The following is a 17,836-nucleotide window of genomic DNA, read 5'->3' as shown; positions in this document are numbered from 1 at the left end:
CTCAGGCCCCCGGGACGGCCGCGGCGGCGGCCTCGGCGGCGGGCCCGGCGGCGGCCTCGATGATCCGGAAGTCCTCCTCGGTGAGCGCCGAGGAGACGAACCAGGATTCGAAGCAGCTCGGCGGGGCGTAGACCCCGTGCTCGAGCAGGGCGTGGAAGAAGGCCGGGTAGCGGAAGGTCTCCGCGGCCTGCATGTCCGCGAAGTTCCGCCCCTCCCCCTCGGCGAAGCGGGGGGAGAGCATGGTCGCGGCGCGCTGGATGTGGTGCGCCACCCCTGCGGCGGCCAGCGCCCCGGAGAGGATCCGGTCCAGCCGGTCGGCGTTGGCGGCGACCCTCTCGTAGACCGCGTCATCGGCGGCGCGCAGGCTGGCCAGCCCGGCGGCGACGGCCACCGGGTTCCCGGACAGGGTGCCGGCCTGGTACACCGGCCCGTTCGGGGCGAGGCGCTCCATGATCTCGGCGCGCCCGCCGAAGGCGGCCGCGGGCAGCCCGCCGGAGACCACCTTGCCGAAGGTGACCAGGTCCGCGGCGACCCCGTCGACGCCGTACCAGCCGGTGCGGGAGGCCCGGAAGCCGGTCATCACCTCGTCGAGGATGAGCAGCGCGCCATGGTCGTGGGCGAGCTCGAGCAGCGCGGCGTTGAAGCCCGGCGCGGGGGCGACCACGCCCATGTTCCCGGCGGCGGCCTCGGCGATGACGCAGGCCACCTCCCCGGGGTGCGCCTCGAAGGCGGCGCGGACGGCGTCGAGGTCGTTGTAGGGCACCACGATGGTGTCCGCCGCGGCCGCCCCGGTCACCCCGGGCGAATCGGGCAGGCCGAAGGTGGCCACCCCGGAGCCGGCGGCGGCGAGCAGCGCGTCGACGTGGCCGTGGTAGCAGCCCGCGAACTTGATGATCTTGGACCGGCCGGTGGCGCCGCGGGCCAGCCGCACCGCGGACATGGTGGCCTCGGTGCCGGAGTTGACCAGGCGCACCTCCTCGGCGGAGGAGCGGGCGATGATCTCCTCGGCCAGCTCCACCTCCCCGGTGGTGGGGGTGCCGAAGGACAGGCCCCGGCCGGCGGCCTCGCGCACCGCGGCGACCACCTCGGGGTGGGCGTGCCCCATCAGCATCGGCCCCCAGGAGCACACCAGGTCGACGTACTCGTTGCCGTCGACGTCGGTGAGCCGGGAGCCGGCGGCGGAGGCGATGAAGCGGGGCACCCCGCCGACGGAGCCGAAGGCGCGCACCGGGGAGTTCACCCCGCCGGGGGTGACCCGGCGGGCGTGGTCGAACCAGTCGGCGGAGGCGGCGGTGGGCTGGGCGGCGGTGTCTGCGGTGTCGGTCACGGCCACCATCGTAGGGAAGGCCCGCCCAGGTGGGCCAGCCTGGGCCGGCGCATCCAGCGGGAGCGCCATTCGATGAGCAGCCCGGAGGCGACCATGAGCACCGCCGCCATCAGCGGGTGCAGCAGGCCGACCAGGGCCAGCAGCAGCGCCGCGGCGTTGTAGATCCAGGCGATCATGATGTTGGAGTCCATGATCCGGCGGATCTGCCGGGCCAGCCCGATCGCCTCGGCGACCCCGGTGACCCGGGAGCGCAGCGAGACCACGTCCACCGCGTCGAGCTCCAGCCCGCCGGCGGCGTCGGCCTCGTTCATCAGCATGCCCACGTCGGCGACCCGCAGCGACTCCACCACGTCGGGGCCGCCGACCATGACCACCGCCTCCCCGCCGGTGCGCACCGCGCGCACCGCCCCGGGTTTGCCGGCGGGCACCACCCCGGCGACCACCCGGGAGATGCCCAGCCGGTCGGCGAAGCGGCGGGCCACCGGGTAGGCGTCCCGGGTGACCATGATGGTGGTCACCCCCATCTCCTCCAGCCGGTCCACGCCCTCGACCGCGTCGGGCTTGATGTCCTCGGCGACGGTGATCACCCCGCGCACCCGGCCCCGCCAGCTGACCACCAGCGGAGCGCCCCCGGCGAGGGCGGCCACCGCCATCCGCTCGTCGAGTTCGGTGAGCTCCCGGGGCCGCCACAGCCGGGCCTCCACGCTGCGGGTCTCCCGGGTGCCGTCCTCGGCGCGCACCGGGATCTCGATCTGCCCGGTGAAGGCGCCGTCGGCGGCGATCCCGGCGTGGCCGACCTCGATCCAGTGCGGCACGTCCTCGCCGCCGGCGCCGGAGTCGCGGGCCTGCCGGCAGGCCCGGGTGATCGCGTTGGAGATGGGGTGGTCGGATTCCATCACCAGCGCCCCGGCGACCCGCAGCACCAGCTCCGCGTTCTCCCCCTCCGCGGGGGCCACCGCGACGACGTGCATCTCCCCCTCGGTGAGGGTGCCCACCCGGTTGAACAGCACCGCGTCCACGTCGGCGAGGGTGCGCACCGTGTCCGCGTTGCGCAGCAGCAGCCCGTGCCCGGCGCCGGTGAGGATGCCCAGCCGCAGCACGATGGAGGTGGACATGGCCAGCGCCACCGGGGCGACGCAGGAGAGCATGGCCAGGGCCACGGAGAAGGCCCCGCCGGGGGTGCCGGTGACCAGCCACCACACCCCGAAGGCGACCAGGGCCAGGCCCAGGGTGACCGGCACCAGGGTGGAGGCGGCCCGGATCGCGGTCTGGTGGGCGGCGTCCTCCTCCCGGATCGCCCGGCGCACCCAGCGCAGCAGGGTCGCCGCCCGGGTCTTCGAGCCGGTGCGGGCGACCCGGATCTTCAGAGTGGCGCCGTGGTTGACGCTGCCCGCCCACACCCGGGAGCCCACCTTGACCTCCACCGGCTCCGGGGGGCCGTCGACGATGGCGGCGTCCACGGGGGAGGAGCCGCCGATGACGGAGCCGTCCACCGGGATCACCTGCCCGGGCGGCACCAGCAGGTCCTCGCCGATGTTGAGTTCGGCGATCGGCACCCGGCGCTTCACCGGGGTGGCCGAGGGCCCGGTTTTGCGCACCACGGTGACCAGCCGGTCGGAGGGGATCCGCAGTTTGCGGATCAGGGCCCCGGAGCGCACCCGGTTGTAGCGGGTGAGCAGCCGGCCGCCGAGCAGCAGCACGGTCACGCCGCAGGCGACGTCGAAGTACAGTTCCGCGGGCGCGGCCGGGTCGTAGTTGAAGGCGAACCAGGTCGGGGCGGTGGTGAAGCCCAGGTGCCGGGGGGCGCCGAAGCCCAGCTCCGCCATGGACCAGCCCCAGGACAGCAGGATCGCGACATCGCTGGCCCCGTCCAGGGCGGACATCCGGCGGCGCAGCGCCCCGGCCATCGCCCGGTGGAAGGGCCAGGCCCCCCACAGCACCACCACGGTGGAGAGCGCGGCGACGAGGAACTGCCAGCCGGGGAACTGCCAGGCCTCGTTGAGGCTCAGCGCGATCACCGGCACGGCGAGCACCAGGGAGACCCAGAAGCGCAGCCGGGTGACCAGCTCCCGGGCGGTGAAGAGCACCTCCCCGTCCCCGGCGGCCTCGCGCAGCGCCGCCTCCTGGCGGCGGGCCCGGGCCTCGGCGAGCTGCTGGGCGGCCGCGGGCACCGCGGGCCGGCGCCGGGGCCGGGTGTCCAGCCGGGTGGCGCGGCGGCGCAGCGAGGAGCGGGTGAGCCCGGCGTCGATGCCGATCTCGGCGAGCACGTCGATGAGCTGGTCCGGGGTGACGTCATCGGGGGCGGTGATCCAGGCCCGGCCGGTGTGGTACACCACGGTGGCGATCACCCCGGGGATGGACTGCAGCGCCTCCTCCGCGTCGGCGGCGTCGGTGACCTCGTCGAGGCCGTAGAGCACCATGCCGAAGGAGGTGCGCGCGATCCCGGTGCGCCGGGCCAGGCGCTGCCCGGCGCTCTCCTCCTCCGCGGAGGAGCGGGAGGAGCGGATCTTCGCCGCGGCGGCCTTGGCCTCCTGGATGGCGATGGTCACCCGGTCGTCGATTTCGTCGAGTTCGCGCACCCGCGCGTCGAGTTCGGGCACCCCGGTGGATTCGCGTTCCATCCCCTACCTCCTGGTTCCGGTGCCGGCGACGGCGAGGCCGTAGCGGCCGAGGGCGAGCGGGACGAGCGGCAGCCCGGCCACCGGCCGCACCGCCCCGGAGATCATGCCGAGCACCGCGGCGAGGGCGTAGAGCGCCAGCGCGGCGGTGAACCAGCGGCGCGGTCCCGCCCGCCCCGCCCGGGGCAGGAAGGCGATGGTGGCCGCGGCGGCGAGGATCCCGGCGCCGCCGACGATCCGGATGTCCCGGGCCACCGCGGCGGGGGCGGCGCCGAGATCGCCGGCGAGGAGCACCGTGGACGCCGCCAGCGCCGCCCAGGCGCCGAGCAGCAGCATCGGCCGCCACCAGCCGGCCCCGCCACCGGGGGCGCTCATCGCGCGCTCCCCCCGTCATCGCCGCGGTCCGGGCCGGCGCCGCCGGCGGGCCGGTCCCGCTCCCCCTCGCCCCCGCGCCGGCCCCGGTCGCCGGTGCACCAGCCGCGGGCGGCGGCGGTGGAGGCCAGCACCAGCCCCGCGGCGGCGGCGCAGGCCGAGGCGATGGCCAGGCCCCCGTCGAGGAAGCGCAGCCAGTCCGGCACCGCCGGGGCGGGCAGCTCCCCCTCCGCGCCGAGCAGCAGCAGGGCGGCCTGCAGCACCAGGAAGACGCTGCCGGCGATGAGCACGGTGCGCGCCCAGGCCGCGCCGCGGGCCATCCGGGACACCGCGAAGGCGAAGAAGGCGCAGAAGACCAGGGTGGTGGCGAGGGAGAGCACGGCCGCGGAGCGGGCCGCGGCGATGAGCTCGGCGGGGCCGATCCCGGCGAACCACTCCCCCAGCAGGCCCTGCTCGCGCACCCGGGCGGCCACCGCCGCCGGATCGGCCAGGCCCACCCAGGCGGTGGTCGCCGCCCCGGCGGCCTGCAGCGCGCAGGTGGCCAGCCAGGCCTGCCGGGCGCCGCCGATCTCCTCCGGCGCCCGCGCCGGCCGCCCGGCGGCGCCGCTCACCGGTCCCCCCGCAGCCGCCGGGCCAGCTCCACCGCGGCGTAGGTGAGCACCTGGTCGGCGCCGGCGCGGCGGATGGCCAGCACCGACTCGGCGAGGGCGGCGTCCCGGTCGATCCAGCCGCGCTCCCCGGCGGCGCAGATCATCGCGTACTCCCCGGAGACCTGGTAGGCGGCCACCGGCACCGGGGAGGCGTCGGCGACCTCGCGCAGCACGTCGAGGTAGGCCATGGCGGGTTTGACCATGACGAAGTCGGCGCCCTCGGCGACGTCGAGCTCCGCCTCCAGCAGCGCCTCCCGGCGGTTGGCCGGGTCCTGCTGGTAGGTGCGCCGGTCGCCGCGCAGGCTGGAGCCGACCGCCTCCCGGAAGGGCCCGTAGAAGGCGGAGGCGAATTTCGCGGAGTAGGCCATGATCGCGGTGTCGGTGTGGCCGCCGGCGTCGAGGGCGTCCCGGATCGCCTCGACCTGGCCGTCCATCATCCCGGAGGGGCTGACCACGTGCGCCCCGGCCTCGGCCTGGGCCAGCGCCATCCGCCGGTAGTTGACCAGGGTGGCGTCATTGTCCACCACGGTGCCGCCGCGGGAGTCGCGCAGCACCCCGCAGTGGCCGTGGTCGGTGAACTCGTCGAGGCAGGTGTCGGCCATCAGCACCACCGCATCGCCGAATTCGCGGCGCAGCCGGGCCAGGGCCCGGTTGAGCACCCCCTCCGGGTCCCAGGAGGCGGAGCCCTCGGCGTCCTTGTCCCCGGGGCGGGGCACCCCGAAGAGGTCCACGCAGGGCACCCCGGCCTCGACGGCCTCGGCGACCGCGGCGACGAGGGAGTCCATGGTGTGCTGCACCACCCCGGGCAGCGAGGAGATGGGCCTGGGCTCGTCGATGCCGTCGGCGACGAACATGGGCAGGATCAGGTGCCGGGGCTCCAGGGAGGTCTCCGCGGTCATCCGGCGCAGCACCGGGGTGGCGCGCAGCCGGCGCGGCCGGCGCACCGGGGCGGGGGCGGGGTCTGCGGTGGCGAAGTCGTTCATGGCCCCCACGATACGGCCCGTCAGCGGCCCGCGGCCTTGCGCCGGCGCTTCTTCCGCGGCGGGGGCAGCTGCCCGGCGGCGCGCAGCGCGGCGACGTGCTCGGCGAGCGCGTCGACCAGGTCGACCACCCCGGCGCGCTCCGGCTGCACGTCCACGCGCAGCCCGTATTCGCGGGCGGTGGCCGCCGCCATCGGCCCGATGCAGGCGATGATGGTGCGGGCATGCGGTTTGCCGGCGATGCCGATGAGGTTCTTCACCGTGGACCCGGAGGTGAAGCACACCGCGTCGAAGCCGCCGGTCTTGATCATGTCCCGGATGTCGGCGCTGGGCGGGGCGGCGCGCACGGTGCGGTAGGCGGTGACGTCGTCGACCTGCCAGCCGAGCTCCTGCAGGCCCTCCACCAGCACGTCGGTGCCGATGTCGGCCCGGGGCAGCAGCACCCGGTCCACCGGGTCCATGCCCTCGATGAACTCGGGGAAGACGTCGACGATGCCGGCGGCGTTCTGCCGGGACTCGTCGGGCAGCAGCTCCGGGACGATGCCGAGCTCCCGGATCGCCTCGGCGGTCTTGTGCCCGACCGCGGCGATCCGGATCCCGGCGAAGCTGCGCGCGTCCAGGCCGAATTCGGTGAACTTCTCCCATACCGCGGTCACCGCGTTCACGGAGGTGAACACCACCCACTGGTAGTCGCCGTCCACCAGGCCCTTGATCGCGCGCTCCATCTGGGCGGGGCTGCGCGGCGGCTCGATGGAGATGGTCGGCACCTCCACCGGGATCGCGCCATGCGCGGCCAGCCGGGCGCTCATCGGCCCGGCCTGGCCCTTGGCCCGGGGCACCAGCACGTTCCAGCCGTAGAGGGCCCGGTTCTCCCACCAGGAGTACTTGGAGCGGCCGTCCACGCCCTTGCCCAGGGTGACCACCAGGGGCCCGGAGAGGTCCCCGTCGAGCTGGGCGAGGGTGCCCAGGGTGACGTCGTAGGTGCGCTGCAGCCGGGTGGTGCCGTTGACGGTCACCGAGGCGGGCAGGCTCGCCGGCAGCCCCCGGGCGGAGAGCTCGCCGACGATGGCGCCGAGATCGTCGGCGACGGCCTGCAGCACCAGCGGCTGCGGGGCGGCGGCCAGCTCATCCCAGTCCACGTCGGCCCGGCCCAGGTCGGTTTCGGTGTAGGTGGAGCCCAGCGCGATCCCGGCGAAGGCGGGCACCGTGGAGGGCACGCTCATCCCGGGCACGATCTGGAACTCCACGCTGCACCGGCTCACCGCGGTGATCTCGGCGAGCACCCGGTCGTCGGTGAGCGGGTTGCCGGCGACCAGCCGGATCACGTCATGGCCGCGGCGGGCCTCGGCGACCAGCTCCCGGCTCATCTCCCGGGGGTCGGCCAGCGGGGCGCGCAGCTCCGCGGCGGTGGGCGGGGCCGGCCGCGGGGGCTTGCGCCGGACCCCGGCGGCCCGGGTGTCCTCGCACAGCCGCCGGTAGGCCTCCTCGGCGGCCTCGATCTTCTCCTCGGGCACGGGCAGCTCGGCGGCGACCAGGTCGCGCACCCCGGGCAGCACGGCGTCGTCGACGTAGGCGACGGATGTGGTGGTCAGCACCTCGCGGGCGCGCAGGGTCAGCAGATCCGGGTTACCGGGGCCTGCGCCGACGAACAGGATGCGCCCAGCGGGCGTGGTGCGGGCGGTGCTCATGTGTCGGTGTCTGCTTCTCTATCGGTTCTTCGGGATGGGGTCGTGGGGGCGGCGGGGCCGGCGGGCCGGGGCGGGGCTCACCGCAGGGTGTCGCCCATGATCTCGTGGGCGCCGGCCGCCAGCAGCGCCCCGGCGACCTCCCGGCCCAGATCGCGGGGCCGATCCGGGTCGCCGGCGGCGGCGCGCACCAGGCGGCGCCCGCCGTCCAGGCCGAACACTCCGGCGGTGAGGTGCAGCACCCCGCCGGTGAGGGTGGCGTGCGCCCCGACCGGGGCGGTGCAGCCGGCCTGCAGCACCTCCAGGATGGTGCGTTCGGCGATGGCGCGCACCCGGGTGGGCCGGTGGTCCACCCGGCGCAGCGCCAGCGCCAGCTCCACGTCATCGGCCCGGCATTCCACGGCCAGGGCGCCCTGGGCGGGGGCGGGCATAAGCTCGGTGACGTCCAGGGACTGGGCGGCCATCGCCAGCCGGCCGGTGCGGGCCAGCCCGGCGCGGGCCAGGATCACCGCGTCGAGGTCCTCGCGCACCCGGGACATCCGGGTCTCGATGTTGCCGCGCAGCGGCCGGATCTCCAGGTCCGGGCGCAGCGCCCGCAGCTGGGCGACCCGCCGCGGCGCGGAGGTGCCCACCTTCGCCCCGGCGGGCAGTTCCGCGAGGGTGGCCCCGGTGCGCGAGACCAGCACCTCCCGGGGGTCCTCCCGGGCCGGCACCGCGGCGAGGACCAGGTCCTCCTCCTCGGCGGTGGGCAGGTCCTTGAAGGAGTGCACCGCGATATCGCACACCCCGGTACGCAGCGCATGGCGCAGCGCCTGGGTGAACACGCCGATGCCGATCTTCTCCACCGGGTCATGCCGGTTGTGGTCCCCGGCGGTCTTCACGATGGTCAGCTCCGCGGGGTGCCCGTTGCGGGTCAGCGCGTCGCGGACGTGCCCGGACTGGGTGGTCGCCAGCTCCGAGCCGCGGGTGCCGATCCGGATCACCTGCCCGGATTCGCCGGGGCGGGCGGTCTCAGCCACGGGTTCCTCCTGTTCCGGGGCGCAGCATGGCGCCGTAGTCGTGTGCGGTGAATCCGCCCATCCGGTCGCCGACCATCAGATCGGCGGGGATGTCGGTGTCCCCGTAGAGCCCGCCGGGGGTCTCCAGGGGCAGGTCGAAGAGCCGCTGCAGGGCGGCGGCGTAGGAGGCGCCGCCGGGGGCGGAGGAGAGCTTCTTCACCTGCACGGTGGGCACGTGCAGCAGCTTGTCCACCACCCGGCGCACGGTGCGGGCGACCTCCGCGCGCTCCCGCTCGGTGAGCCCCGGGGTCTTCGCCTCCAGGCGGATCAGCTCCGCGGAGACCACGTCCCCGGCGCGTTCGCGCAGCGCCTTGACGGTGGGCGCGACCTCCAGGGCGCGCTGGTCGCGCAGGTAGGCGTCGAGTTCGGCGTCCACGATGGCGCGGGCGGCGGCCTCGTCATCGCGGCCCAGCCGGTGCGTGGCGCTGAGCTGGAGGTGCTCGATGTCCAGCAGCGCCACCCCGGGGATCTCGCCGACCCCGTCGGCGACGTCGCGGGGCATGGAGAGGTCCACCACGGCCAGCGGCGCCCCGCCGCGGCGGCGCATCGCCGCGGCGACGTCGGCCCGGGAGACCACCGGGGACACCGCCCCGGTGGCGGTGACCAGGATGTCCGCGGCGTCGATGGCCGCGGCGTAGTCGGCCAGGGCGATCGCCTCGGCGGGCACCCCGGCCTCGATGGAGTGCCGGGCCAGCGCCTCGGCGCGGCCCAGGCTGCGGTTGGCCACGGTGATCCGGGAGATCCCGGCCCGGCCCAGGTGGGTGGCGGCGAGGGAGCTCATCGCCCCGGCGCCGAGCACCAGGGCGCTCCGCCCGGCCAGGGGCGCCGCCGAGCGGGCCCGGTCCTCGTCGACCAGGGCCCGGATCGCCTCGTCCACGGCGACGGAGACCATGGACGCCCCGGCGTCGTCGATGCTGGTCTCGGCGTGCACCCGCTTGCCGGTGTGCAGGGCGCGCTGGGCGAGATCGTGGATGGTGCGGCCGGTGGTGCCGCAGTCGTCGGCCAGGGTGTAGGCGGCGCGCAGCTGGCCCAGGATCTGCTGCTCCCCGATCACCATGGAGTCCAGGCCGGAGGCCACGGAGAGCATGTGCTCGGCGGCGCCCTCGGCGTAGCGGACGTAGAGGTGCGGGGTGAGCTCGTCGACGTCGAAGCCGGTGCGGCCGACGATTTCGCGCATCACCGCGGACAGGCCCGCGTGGAAGCCCCGGCAGGCCACGTAGTACTCGACCCGGTTGCAGGTCGACAGCAGCATCGCCTCGGCGACGGCGTCCTCGGCGAGGAGCCGGGCGAGGGTGCCGGGGCAGTCCCCCTCGGCCACGGTGACCCGCTCGAGCATGGGCACCGGGGCGGATCTATGCGACATCCCGACGAGCAGAACACTCACGGAGCTACCACCGCTATCCGTTCCTTCAAAGCCCGCGCACGTGACTGTGGGCGGGCGGGTTTTCCGTGACTGCCGGCGGAACCGCGACCCGGTGCGGATGGGTGAACCGCCATGCCCTATCGTCGGGGGCGAGGATCGTGGGCCCGCTGCAGTCCGGGCTGGCTCCCATCCACGCTAGTGGTGCCCGGGCGCATTCCACAAACGCGCGCGCACCCCCCGCCGCCGCCCGGCACCCGCCGCGACCACCACCGCACCCCCGCCCGGGGCCCCGCCGATGCGCGGATCGGCCCCGCCGCGCGCGCCGATCGCGCAGCCGCCGCCGCGGTTCAGCCGCGGGCGCCCCGGATCGCCTCGACGAGCTCCTCGTCGTCGATCTCCCAGCAGGCGATCTCCTCGTCCTCGACGAGCACCACCGGCACCCGGTCGCCGAACTCCACCGCCTCGGCGCCGTCGCCGGCGTCGACGTCGCGGATCTCCAGCCGGGCGGCCTCGGCGGCGACCACCGGGCGGATCTGCGCCGCCACCCGATCGCAGGAGCCGCAGCCGGCCCGGGTCAGCAGGGTCACCGTGATCATCGCGGAGGCTCCTTCCCCTATCCCGCATCCCGCGCGCGGGAACCCGCGCCGGGGCGCATCCTACCCGGTGGGCGCGGCCGGCCCGCGCCCGCCGGGCGCGGCGGGCGCGACGGGCCTACCATGAACCGCAGCCTCACCCGGCAGCCGAAAGGACCCCGCGTGCCCCACCCCGATCCCGTGCCCACCGGCGCGATCCTCAACGATCTGGTGCCCTCCCACGGCGCGGTGCGCAATTTCCTGGAGAACGTGGCGCTGCGCCCGCTGGGCCCGGAATCGCAGCGGGCCGCCGGCGAGGCCGCGGCGCTGGCCGCCCTCGGCGCGTACTACGACGTCGCCGGGGAGGAGCTGGCCGCCGGGTACCGCTCGGTGGCCGGGGCGCGGGCCGCCGCCGGGGAGGCCCCGGCCCCGGCGGATCCGGCGATCCCGCCGGATCCGGGGGCGGCGGCCTTCTTCGACGTGGACAACACCCTCATCCAGGGCGCCTCGATCGTGCTCTTCGGGGCGGGACTGGCCCGGCGCGGCTTCTTCGCCCCCGGCGACATCGCCTCCATGGCCTGGAAGCAGCTGAAGTTCCGGATCTCCGGCACGGAGAACCCCCGGGACGTGGCGGCCGGCCGGGAGCAGGCCCTGGAGTTCATCCGGGGCCACCGGGTCAGCGAGGTCGTCGCCCTGGCGGAGGAGATCTTCGAGGAGTCGATGGGCGAGCGGATCTACGACGGCACCCGGGAGCTGGCGGATCTGCACCTGGCCGCGGGACAGGAGGTGTGGCTGGTCACCGCCACCCCGGTGCAGCTGGCCCAGATCATCGCCCGCCGGCACGGGTTCACCGGGGCGCTGGGCACCGTCGCCGAGGTCGACGAGCGGGGCCTGTTCACCGGCCGGCTGGTCGGCGACATCCTGCACGGGCCGGGCAAGAAGCACGCGGTGGCGGCGCTGGCGGCCTCCCGGGGCCTGGATCTCGCCCGGTGCACCGCCTACTCCGACTCCGCCAACGATCTGCCGATGCTGACCATGGTGGGCACCGCGGTGGCGGTGAACCCGGATCGGCGGCTGCGCCGGGCCGCCCGGGAGCGGGGCTGGCCGGTGCGCGACTACCGGCGGCTGCGCCGCACCGCCACCGCCGCCCTGGATCACGGCCCCCGGCTGGTGCGGCGGGCCCGGGCGGCGGCGGCCACCCCGGCCGGGGCGGTGGCCGCCGCCGGGGCCGCCGGGGTCGCCGGAGCGGGGGTGCTCGGCGCGGCGCTCGCCGCGGGCCGGGCGGACCGGCGGCGCGGGCGCGGCCCGGGCCGGTGAGCCCGGCTCAGTAGAAGGCGCTGGGCCGGGTGCGCAGCCGCTCCAGGAGCCGGTCCTGGATCCGGGAGCGCACCTCCTCGGTGAGGCCGAGCACGCTCACCGGGTCGGCGGCCAGCTCCGCGCCGCGCGGCCCGGGGGCGTTGGCCCCCGGCTCCATCACCCGCTCCCGGTGCGCCGCCGCCCAGGTGCGGGCGTCCACCGGCTCGAGGACGTCGATCCGCCATTTCGAGGGCAGCGGCACCGCGCCGAGGGCGCCCAGCCAGGGGAAGAAGGGGGTGATCGGCACATAGGGCACGCCGAGCCCGCGGGCGGTGGCCAGCACCAGGTCCCGCAGCATGGCCACCAGCGCGGCGCGGCGCTTGCGGCCGTCCTCGCCGAGCAGGAACCCGGGCAGCCGGGCCGGCGGGGTGCGCGTGGAGTCGGCGAGCAGGTCCCCGACCCCGAGCACCAGGGCCTCCAGGGCCTCGTCGATGCCGGCGGCGCCGGCGGCGCGCACCCCGCCGACGCGGTCCACCGCGTCCCCGCCGAGCAGTTCGGCGCCGCGGAACAGCGCCCCGAGCTGCGGGTAGATCTCCTCCGCCCCGGTCACCGCGACCGGCACGATGGGCGCGTCATGGCGCAGCGCGAGGGCGGCGAAGCCGCCGCGGCCAAAGCGCTGCAGCTCATAGCGGCGGGAGTACGGCTTGCCCAGGCCCCGGTAGCCCTCCGGGTAGTCGCCGACCAGCCAGCCGGCGCGCAGCAGGGCGTGCGCGTTGGCGGGGTCGGCGCGCACCGCGCCGAGCCGGCCGGCCAGCTCGGCGACCGGGCCGACCGCCCAGGCGACGTCCCCGGCGAGCAGCCGGGTCCACCGCCCGGTGGCCCGGTGCACCGCCACCTGGGTCATCAGCGCGTCCACCGGCAGATTGCCGGAGTGGTTGCCCACCAGCAGCGCCCCGCCGGTGCGCGGGATCCGCTCCGCGCCGGTGACCTCGACCCGGAACCAGGAGTCGTAGAGGGGCGCGAGGCCGGGCAGCCACGCCGCCTCGACGAAGTCCATGTCCGGGCCGTCGCTCATGCGCCCGACCCTACCGCGCCCCGGGAACGCGAACGCCCGCCCCGCGGGCTGCGGGACGGGCGGGCGATGCTCGCCGGGGCTACTTGCCGAGCTTCCGGCGCTGCACCCGGGTGCGGCGGAGCATCTTGCGGTGCTTCTTCTTCGACATGCGCTTGCGGCGCTTCTTGATGACGGAACCCATCGGGGCGTCCTCGCTTCCTTCGTCGTCGTATGCGTGCGGCCCGCGCCCGCGGGCGGGGGTCCGCACGCGGGCCGGGGGCGGCCCGTCGCACGGCGTCGGCCGGGCGCGCGCAATGGGCCAATCATAGCGGGGCGGGGCGGGCGCCGGTCAAACGGCCCGCGCCCGGGTGCCGCTCAGCCGGCCTGGTAGGAGGAGGACTCCAGGTACTCCGCGACGGCCTTCTCATGGACCCGGAAGGAGCGGCCCACGCGCACCGCCGGCAGTTCGCCGGAGTGCACCAGCCGGTAGACGGTCATCTTGGACACGCGCATGATGTCCGCGACCTCCGCGACCGTGAGAAACGTGCCGTTATCGCTGTTCGCCATTATCCATTCCCTTCGCGCACGCTCCGCGCCGCAGGCTTCCCCTCCTGCGGTGATGTGACACGCGCGTGCGTTCCCCACCTTAGCGTTAACGATGGGGCAAATGCGATACGAGAGGGGAAAGGGGTCGAAGTTGCCCGAGTGACCTCCGCGGACCGGGCCGCGGGGCCCCCTGCGGGGGTGGCCTCAGTCGGCCCGGCCCAGCTGCGCGGAACGGTCGTGGCAGGCCTGCATCGCCGCGTACACCGCCCCGCGCAGCCCCGCCTCGTCCAGGGCCCGGGTGGCGTGCACGGTGGTGCCGCCCGGGGAGGACACGTCCGCGCGCAGCCGCACCGGGTCCGCCCCCGGCCGGGAGAGCATCTCCGCGGCGCCGGCCATGGTCTCCGCGGCCAGCCGCAGCGACTGCTCCCGGGTCAGCCCCAGGCTCACCCCGCCATCGCACATGGCCTCCACGAACTGGAAGAAGTAGGCCGGCCCGGACCCGGAGATGGCGGTCACCGCGTCCAGCTGCGCCTCGGTGACCCGCTCCACGACGCCGACCTGCTCGAGCAGCCCGGCGACCAGGTCGAGCACCTCGGCGGTGGCGTAGCGCCCCGGCGCGATCGCGGCGACGCCCCGGCCGACCAGCATCGGGGTGTTCGGCATCACCCGCACCACCGGGGTGCCGGCGCCCACCGCCGGCTCCAGGGTGGCCAGGGTGATCCCGGCGGCCATGGACACCACCACCGGGTTGCCGTCGGAGTCGTCGAGGGTGTCCGCGATCTCCTCCAGCACCCCGACCACCTGGTGCGGTTTGACGCAGAGGAAGACCACGTCGGCGTTCTCCACCGCATGGGGGGCGTCCTCGGCGGCGACCACGCCGAAGTCCCCGCGCAGCCGGGCGATGGCCTCCTGCGCCGGGTCCGCGACGCTCACCCGGTCCGGGGCGTGCCCGCCGTCGATGAGGCCGCCGATGAGGGCGGTGCCGATTTTGCCGCCGCCGATTACCGCTATCCGTGTCATAGGGCGCCATAGTGCCAAAGAGCGCCCCCGCACGCGAGGGCGGGGGCGCTTTTCGCGGCGGCGGGGCCGCCGGCTCAGAGCAGGGTGAGCACGTAGGGCCCGAAGGTCAGGGCCAGGCCGACGATCCCGGCGAGCACCGGGGTGAACCGGTCCCGGCGCCGGCGCAGCGCATTGGCCAGGGCGACCATCCCGATCACCACCGCGGCGGCGATGAGCGCCACCGCGATCGGCGGCATCGCGGTCCACAGGAAGCTGAACACCAGGAAGAGGAAGGCCCCGGCGATGAGGCCCACGATGACCTGCACGATGAGCAGGGCGATGCTCAGCGAGTTGTCCTCCAGCTCCACCGGCTCGGCGCGATCGGCCTTCGTCGCCTTCGTCGCCTTCACCGGGGCGGCGGACGTGGTCGCCTCCCCGTCCGCCTCGACGCCCGGGGTGCGCGCGGCGGCGACCCCGGCGTCCGGGTCGGGGCGCTCCTCGCGCACCGGGGCCTCGGCCGCGGCGCGGCCGAGCGGCGCGGAGCCGCCGGCGAAGGCCCGGGCCTCCGGGACCTCCTCGGCCTCGGGGGCCTCGGGGGCCTCCGGGCGGGCCGGGGGGTAGTCGGCGTCATCGCGGATCACCGGCTGCACGTCGGTGCGCGCATCGGCGGGGGTGGCCGGCTCCGGCTCCTCCGGGGCCTCCGGGGCCTCGGGGGCGGCCGGCGCCGCCGGCCGGTGCGCGGCGAAGGAGGGCACCGCGGGCTCGCCCGGGGCCGCGTCCGCCGCGGCCGGGGTCGGGGTCGGGGCGGGGGGCTCGCCGAGGGCCTCGCGGGCCAGCGGGCCCGGCTCGGCCACCGGGGTGGAGGCGGTGTCCGCGTCATGCAGCGCGGTGAAGGTGAAGGTGATCTCCTCGCCGCCGGGGGCGGCGAGCACCGGCTCCGGGGCAACCGGGATCGCCTCGGGCACGCCGATGTCGGGGGTCCGCTCCCCCGCCGCGGGGGCGGCCGGGGCCGCGGGCGCGGCCGCGGCGGGCGGTTCCGCGGGGGCGGCCTCGGCGACCGGCGCGGGCTCGGGTGCGGGTTCGGGTTCGGCCGGTTCCGCGGGGGCGGCCGGCTCGGGCGCGGGTGCGGGCGCGGGTGCGGGCTCGGCGGGCTCCGGGGCCGGTGCCGCGGGCGCGGGCTGCTCGGCCTCCGGTTCGGGGGCGGCGTGCGCGGCCCGGCGCGGGCCCTCGGCCTCGACCCGGCGGTGCTTGCCGGTGAGGTCGGCCACCGAGATGCCGCCCTCCTCCAGGCTGCGCCGGCGGCGCCGGCGCCGGCCGTCGGTCGGCTCGGCCTCGCGGCCGGCGCGGGCCAGCAGCTCGGCGACGGTGAGCTTCTCTTCGCTCATCTCATCCCTTCCCGTCGAGATCGCCGTCCAGGCGGCGGAGGATGATCCCCTCCCGCAGTGCCCAGGGGCAGATCTCCACTTGTTCCAGGCCCAATGATCGCATACTCGCCTCGGCGACAAGGGCACCGGCGACGATCTGGTGCGAGCGGTTCGCGCTCACGCCCTCCAGTTCGGCCCGGTCCGCGGCGGTCATCCGGGAGATGAAGGCGATGAGCTGCCGCAGGCCGGGGGCGGTGAGGGTGCGCCGCACCCGGGGGCCCGCGGAGCTCGGCGCGGCGCCGGTGAGCCGCGCCAGGGTGCGGAAGGTCTTGGAGGTGGCCACGGCGAGATCCGCCTCGCCGAGCGCGCGCAGGTGCTTCGCCGGGGCGACCAGCTCGGCGTCGATGTAGTCGCGCAGCAGCGCGATCTTCTTCCGGTCCGGCGGATCGGTGTCGAACCACTCGTGGGTGAGCCGGCCGGCGCCGAGCAGCAGCGAATACGCCGCCTCCGGGTCCTCGTCCTCCCCGGAGGTCAGCTCCAGGGAGCCGCCGCCGATGTCCAGGTTGATGATCCGGCCGGCGGACCAGCCGTACCAGCGGCGCACCGCGAGGAAGGTCAGCCGCGCCTCGTCCTCCCCGGAGAGGATCTCCAGCCGGATCCCGGTCTCCCGCTCCACGTGGTCGAGCACCGCCTCCCCGTTGGCGGCGTCGCGCACCGCCGAGGTGGCGAAGGAGATCATCTCCTCGCATTTCATCCGGTCGACCAGCTGCCGGGCCTCGCCCACGTAGCCGGTGAGCTTGTCGATGCCCTTCCGGGAGAGGTTGCCCTCCCGGTCCAGGTACTCGACCAGCTTCATCGTCGACTTGCTGTCGCTCATCGGGGTGGGGTGGCCACCGCGTCGAGCATCGACCATGACGAGATGCACGGTATTGCTGCCAACGTCCAAGACACCTAAGCGCACGGTGACCAACTTAGACGGTCTACGGTGGCACGGTGTGAATCCACCCCAGCCCGCTCCCGGCCGCGGCGGCCGCCCCTCCGCCGCGGAAATCGCCGAGGACCACCCCCGGGAATGGTTCGAGTTCGCCGATCCGGCGGATCCGGAGCACCTGATCTCCTGCGACGTGACCTGGCTGCTCTCCCACTACCGGTGCGCCTTCGGCACCGACGCCTGCCCGGGCATCGACCCGGGCCGGGCCGACGCCGGCTGCTGCATCCACGGCGCCTTCCTCTGCGACGCCGAGGACCGCGACCGGGTGGTCCGGGTGGTCGCCGCGATGGAGGACGACCCCCGGCCGCCGGCGGCGCCGGGCGACCCCGGCGGCTGGTGGCAGCACCGGCCCGGGGCGGTCGCCGACTGGTTCGCCGAGGTCGCCGCGGGACCGGCGGAGCCCCTGGAGCCCTGGCTGGAATGGGATGAGCTGGAGAACGAGGAGGGGGAGATGGAGCCGGCGCTGCGCACCGCCACCGTCGGCGGGGCCTGCGTCTTCGCCAACCGAGCGGACTGGCCGGGCGGCCGCGGCTGCGCCCTGCACCAGTGGGCGGAGGCCCATGGCGTGGACCATGTGGCGGCCAAGCCGGACGTGTGCTGGCAGGTGCCGCTGCGCCGGCTGCAGGACTGGGAGACCCGCCCGGACGGGGTGGAGATCCTGCGCACCGTGATCACCGAGTACGACCGGCGGGCCTGGGGCGGCGGCGCCGAATTCGACTGGTGGTGCACCGGCGCCCCGGCCACCCACGGCGGGGGCGTGCCGCTGTGGCGCAGCTCCGAGCGGGAGCTGCGCGAGCTCATCGGCGACGACTGCTTCGAGGTGCTCGCCGCGCATCTGCGGGCCCGGGAGGCCGCCGCCGCGGGGCGCGCCTTCGGGCCCTCGGGCTACCCGCTGCTGGCGGTGCACCCGGCGACCCGGGCGGCGGTGGAGGGCCTGGACCCCGGCGCGGTGTAGCCCGCC

General features: G+C 75.9%; 17 protein-coding genes. 2 read left to right on the top strand and 15 right to left on the bottom strand.

Going from position 1 to position 17,836, the window contains the following annotated elements; genetic code table 11:
- Position 1: 1 nt before the first annotated feature.
- The 9 genes from hemL to CSPHI_RS01145 all read right to left on the bottom strand — a co-directional run bounded on the left by hemL (position 2) and on the right by CSPHI_RS01145 (position 10,649).
- Positions 2 to 1,336 (bottom strand): glutamate-1-semialdehyde 2,1-aminomutase, encoded by a 1,335-nt coding sequence (hemL, locus tag CSPHI_RS01185; protein ID WP_075691129.1) that lies wholly within the window; start codon positions 1,334 to 1,336, stop codon positions 2 to 4.
- Positions 1,324 to 3,948 (bottom strand): heavy metal translocating P-type ATPase, encoded by a 2,625-nt coding sequence (locus CSPHI_RS01180; protein ID WP_075691128.1) that lies wholly within the window; start codon positions 3,946 to 3,948, stop codon positions 1,324 to 1,326. Before CSPHI_RS01180 ends, hemL begins: the two co-directional genes overlap by 13 nt.
- A 3-nt stretch (positions 3,949 to 3,951) precedes the next feature.
- Positions 3,952 to 4,320 carry a hypothetical protein gene (locus CSPHI_RS01175; protein ID WP_157118441.1) on the bottom strand — a complete coding sequence of 123 codons (369 nt, stop codon included), beginning with the start codon at positions 4,318 to 4,320 and terminating at the stop codon, positions 3,952 to 3,954.
- Positions 4,317 to 4,928, bottom strand: coding sequence for a hypothetical protein (locus CSPHI_RS01170; RefSeq protein ID WP_075691126.1), 612 nt, complete (start codon positions 4,926 to 4,928; stop codon positions 4,317 to 4,319). Before CSPHI_RS01170 ends, CSPHI_RS01175 begins: the two co-directional genes overlap by 4 nt.
- Entirely contained in the window at positions 4,925 to 5,950 is a 1,026-nt protein-coding gene (gene hemB, locus CSPHI_RS01165) for a porphobilinogen synthase (RefSeq protein WP_075691125.1), read from the bottom strand. Before hemB ends, CSPHI_RS01170 begins: the two co-directional genes overlap by 4 nt.
- A gap of 20 nt (positions 5,951 to 5,970) precedes the next feature.
- A complete protein-coding gene (locus tag CSPHI_RS01160) occupies positions 5,971 to 7,635 on the bottom strand; it encodes a bifunctional uroporphyrinogen-III C-methyltransferase/uroporphyrinogen-III synthase (protein ID WP_075691124.1) in 1,665 nt (554 codons plus the stop codon).
- A gap of 77 nt (positions 7,636 to 7,712) precedes the next feature.
- A complete protein-coding gene (gene hemC / locus CSPHI_RS01155; RefSeq protein WP_075693593.1) occupies positions 7,713 to 8,615 on the bottom strand; it encodes a hydroxymethylbilane synthase in 903 nt (300 codons plus the stop codon).
- A gap of 28 nt (positions 8,616 to 8,643) precedes the next feature.
- A complete protein-coding gene (locus CSPHI_RS01150; protein WP_075691123.1) occupies positions 8,644 to 10,074 on the bottom strand; it encodes a glutamyl-tRNA reductase in 1,431 nt (476 codons plus the stop codon).
- Between the two features lie 326 nt (positions 10,075 to 10,400).
- A complete protein-coding gene (locus CSPHI_RS01145; RefSeq protein WP_075691122.1) occupies positions 10,401 to 10,649 on the bottom strand; it encodes a glutaredoxin family protein in 249 nt (82 codons plus the stop codon).
- Positions 10,650 to 10,808: 159 nt separating this feature from the next.
- On the opposite strand from CSPHI_RS01145, the gene CSPHI_RS01140 reads away from it, so the two are divergent.
- A complete protein-coding gene (locus CSPHI_RS01140) occupies positions 10,809 to 11,942 on the top strand; it encodes an HAD family hydrolase (RefSeq protein ID WP_075691121.1) in 1,134 nt (377 codons plus the stop codon).
- A 7-nt stretch (positions 11,943 to 11,949) separates the two neighbouring features.
- On the opposite strand, the gene CSPHI_RS01135 is transcribed toward CSPHI_RS01140, so the two are convergent.
- The 6 genes from CSPHI_RS01135 to CSPHI_RS01110 all read right to left on the bottom strand — a co-directional run bounded on the left by CSPHI_RS01135 (position 11,950) and on the right by CSPHI_RS01110 (position 16,845).
- Positions 11,950 to 12,996, bottom strand: a complete 1,047-nt coding sequence (locus tag CSPHI_RS01135) for a lysophospholipid acyltransferase family protein (RefSeq protein ID WP_075691120.1) — start codon at positions 12,994 to 12,996, stop codon at positions 11,950 to 11,952.
- Positions 12,997 to 13,075: 79 nt separating this feature from the next.
- Positions 13,076 to 13,177: a 30S ribosomal protein bS22 gene (locus tag CSPHI_RS01130; RefSeq protein WP_003855542.1), complete on the bottom strand. Its 102-nt coding sequence runs from the start codon at positions 13,175 to 13,177 to the stop codon at positions 13,076 to 13,078.
- Between the two features lie 173 nt (positions 13,178 to 13,350).
- The gene (locus CSPHI_RS01125; protein WP_075691119.1) at positions 13,351 to 13,542 is read right to left on the bottom strand and encodes a helix-turn-helix domain-containing protein; all 192 of its coding nucleotides are present in this window, start codon (positions 13,540 to 13,542) and stop codon (positions 13,351 to 13,353) included.
- 183 nt (positions 13,543 to 13,725) lie between these two features.
- Positions 13,726 to 14,541 (bottom strand): pyrroline-5-carboxylate reductase, encoded by an 816-nt coding sequence (gene proC / locus CSPHI_RS01120; protein ID WP_075691118.1) that lies wholly within the window; start codon positions 14,539 to 14,541, stop codon positions 13,726 to 13,728.
- 74 nt (positions 14,542 to 14,615) lie between these two features.
- Positions 14,616 to 15,905 (bottom strand): hypothetical protein, encoded by a 1,290-nt coding sequence (locus CSPHI_RS01115; protein ID WP_075691117.1) that lies wholly within the window; start codon positions 15,903 to 15,905, stop codon positions 14,616 to 14,618.
- Between the two features lies 1 nt (position 15,906).
- Entirely contained in the window at positions 15,907 to 16,845 is a 939-nt protein-coding gene (locus tag CSPHI_RS01110) for a Ppx/GppA family phosphatase (protein ID WP_075691116.1), read from the bottom strand.
- 34 nt (positions 16,846 to 16,879) lie between these two features.
- On the opposite strand from CSPHI_RS01110, the gene CSPHI_RS01105 reads away from it, so the two are divergent.
- Positions 16,880 to 17,830: a DUF3109 family protein gene (locus CSPHI_RS01105; RefSeq protein ID WP_075691115.1), complete on the top strand. Its 951-nt coding sequence runs from the start codon at positions 16,880 to 16,882 to the stop codon at positions 17,828 to 17,830.
- The last annotated feature ends 6 nt before the right edge of the window (positions 17,831 to 17,836 follow it).

Source organism: Corynebacterium sphenisci DSM 44792, from assembly GCF_001941505.1.
Classification (GTDB): domain Bacteria; phylum Actinomycetota; class Actinomycetes; order Mycobacteriales; family Mycobacteriaceae; genus Corynebacterium; species Corynebacterium sphenisci.
This window is presented reverse-complemented; position numbering and strand designations above follow the sequence as displayed.